This is a genomic window from uncultured Microbulbifer sp., from assembly GCF_947489355.1.
In the GTDB taxonomy this organism is placed as follows: domain Bacteria; phylum Pseudomonadota; class Gammaproteobacteria; order Pseudomonadales; family Cellvibrionaceae; genus Microbulbifer.
The window spans coordinates 1-2,839 of the sequence record NZ_CANLDD010000124.1; the positions used below are offsets into that span (position 1 = coordinate 1).

Here is a 2,839-nt window from a genome sequence, read left to right on the forward strand (position 1 = left end):
CACCACGTTCAGCCACAAGCTGCTTTACCCGGCGACGGATGCCGGTGGTGCCGACATCCAGTGACCGGGCCGCCTCTAATTTGAACTCGGGTGAGAAGGATCTACGTTGTTTATTCATTGAACACCTCTGTCTCAGGCAGCGACTTTACCACCTAAATTGGTGTCCGGGATTAGTAGACCACTACATACTCATAACCACGCCCTAAAGACGTGGGTTTCTACATCCAAACTAAAAGTTTAATAGACATAAACGGCGCCGGCATATTCGGTATCGTTATTACTCTGATCTCCATTGATTCCGGTAGCACTGCTATCTTCATCGGCTGCCCCCACGGCCAGGGTATTGCCATCCCCACTGAGGCTGAGTCCAGGAGAGCCGAAGTAATCTCTTGCACCGGTATTACTGGCTTTTACATAAGCTCGCTGGGCCCAGGAGGATTGGTTGCGAAGAAACACATAGACCGCCCCAGCGTCATTGGCGCTGTTATTGTTCTGATCGCCACCAACCCCTTTGGCGTTGCTGAATTCATTGCTTGCCCCTACGGCCAGGGTATTGCCATCTTCACTCAGGCTGAGCGCCAAGCCGAAGAGGTCCCCTTCATTGGTATTACTGGCTTTTATATAGGCCTGCTGAGACCAGGTATTATCGCTGCGAAAAAACACATAGACCGCTCCAGCTTCACCAGAACTGTTGTTGTTCTGGTCACCATTGATCCCTGTGGCACTGCTGGATTCATGGCTTGCCCCCACGGCCAGGGTATTGCCATCCCCACTTAAGCTGGGTCTCCCGAAGAGATCGCCCTCATTGGCATTGCTGGCTTTAACATAGGCTTGTTGTACCCAGGAGTCTTCGCTGCGGCTGAAGATATACACGGCCCCAGCCCTTGGAGCGTCGTTATTCTTTTGATTGCCATTGATCCCGCTAGCACTGCTGGATTCATCAGTCGCCTGTACGGCCAGGGTATTGCCGTCCGCACTTAGGCTGAGGTCCCAACCGAATTGATCACCCGCCTCAGTATTGCTGGCCTTTATATAAGTTTGCTGTGCCCAAGTGGCTTCACTGCGGTTAAAGATATACACGGCACCGGCTCCTGGGGCGTCATTATTGCTCTGGCCACCATCAATCCCAGTGGCGCTGCTAGATTCACCGGCAGCCCCCACAGCCAGGGTATTACCATCTTCACTTAGGCTTAGGGAACTACCAAAGTAGTCACTTGCCTCGGTATTGCTGGCCTTCACATAGGCTTGTTGAGCCCAGGTGCCCTCGGTGCGACTGAAGAGATACACGGCACCAGCAAAATGTGCATCGTTACTGGATTGGTCGCCATCGATTCCAGTGGCGCTACTGGACTCCTTATAAGTCCCCACGGCCAGGGTATTGCCATCAGCGCTCAAGCTGAGACGCCCACCGAAATTGTCGTCTACATCGGTATTACTAGCTTTGAGGTAGGCCTGTTGGTTCCAGGCACCATCATCACGGCTAAAGATATAAACGGCACCGGCACTTCGGGCGTCGTTATTACCCTGGTCACCATTGATTCCGGTAGAGCTGCTGGCTTCACGAGATGCTCCCACGGCCAGGGTATTGCCATCCCCACTCAGGCTGAGAGCCCAACCAAAGAGGTCGTATGCATTGGTGTTACTGGCCTTAAAGTAGCCAATGCTGTCGGCCAGAGTACCACTGACCGAGAGGGTTTCCGAGTCATTACATATTTCCTGTACTCCCTCCCCATTGCAAGCCTGCAGGATGTATTGTGCATTGGTACGGGTATAGAGAGGCACTTCCAAAATCAGGGTCTGAACGCCCTGCTCAACGCTTGCACCAACTGGGCTAAAACCGGAAGCCCCATCGGGATTTTCCAGAAGTTGGTAATGGGTAGCACCCTCGATATCGGTCCAGTCAAAGCGAAAGCGCTTCACGGCCTCAAAACTCAGAGTGACTCCTTGGGGTTGCCCTAACGTTGGCTCTTCGTTGTCGGGACTTCCTTTGCTAGCTTCGCTGATACCATCGTTACTGGAGCCCGAGTCGCTACAAGCGGTAAATAGTGAGAGCAAAAACGCTAAAACAGCACACTTTATGAATTTACTGAACATTTGGTAATATCCCTGCTTATAAAAACAACCAATATATAAAAACCAATTTGCATTTGCGGATCATATGATGCAGACACCGGTAGAATCAGATTTTCAACCTGAAGAAACGGGGCGCTATCGTAAAAGTTGACCTATGCCCTCAGATAATTGAGTTATTATCAAATCTGCTGTTTCTCGAACTTGATCAAGCAGCGCTTCAGGCGACGAAGAGTCCTCCCTCTCCATCCGTGAATATTATTTTTGTTCTAATTTTGACCAAGCACCCTAAGCCCTGCAGCTTTTTTATTCTTCCACAACCTGCATGCCAAGCCTAAATAGCATAGACAACATTCTCTCTGAATAGATGGTTCTTTAATCGTTTTATCCGGTGCCTTCTTGAAGGTCAATTTTATTGTATTCCTTATTAGGATAGCTGACCAGTGCTTCGAAGCGAAAGCTTAGAAAGTCATCAGTTTTTGTGATCCTTCAGTGGGTATTTTACCGTATCTATTTTGATAAATGGTAGGAAATTTTCTAGGCTGCCAAGTTGACTTCTAATCCATTATTGGTTTAGCAGGCTGTTGGAATAGACTCATGTATTTACTGGCTTTGGTACAATACTCGGGTCGATACCCCACAATGAGATAGTGTATCCGCGGTGCAGATATCACACAGGAAGCTTTGTTCATCACGGTTCACCTGGAAGAATTTGTCCCGAAATCCCACCCGCTGAGAAAGATTCGCCAGGAATTTAATTTGGCATTGC

At 49.4% G+C, this 2,839-nt stretch carries 1 protein-coding gene and 1 pseudogene; one reads left to right on the plus strand and one right to left on the minus strand.

All coding sequences use genetic code 11. The features are described 5' to 3' along the window. Nucleotides 1-237: 237 nt before the first annotated feature. The gene (locus Q1A48_RS20905; RefSeq protein WP_299948739.1) at nt 238-2,094 is read right to left on the minus strand and encodes a histidine kinase; all 1,857 of its coding nucleotides are present in this window, start codon (nt 2,092-2,094) and stop codon (nt 238-240) included. 630 nt (nt 2,095-2,724) lie between these two features. Here Q1A48_RS20905 and Q1A48_RS20910 point away from each other — a divergent pair. Beyond that, nucleotides 2,725-2,839 (plus strand): annotated as a pseudogene (locus tag Q1A48_RS20910) (IS5/IS1182 family transposase); the annotation flags it as partial.

Coding starts and splice junctions, on each gene's coding strand:
- Q1A48_RS20905 (WP_299948739.1), bottom strand. CDS start 2,094: ATGTTCAGTAAATTCATAAAGTGTGCTGTTTTAGCGTTTTTGCTCTCA.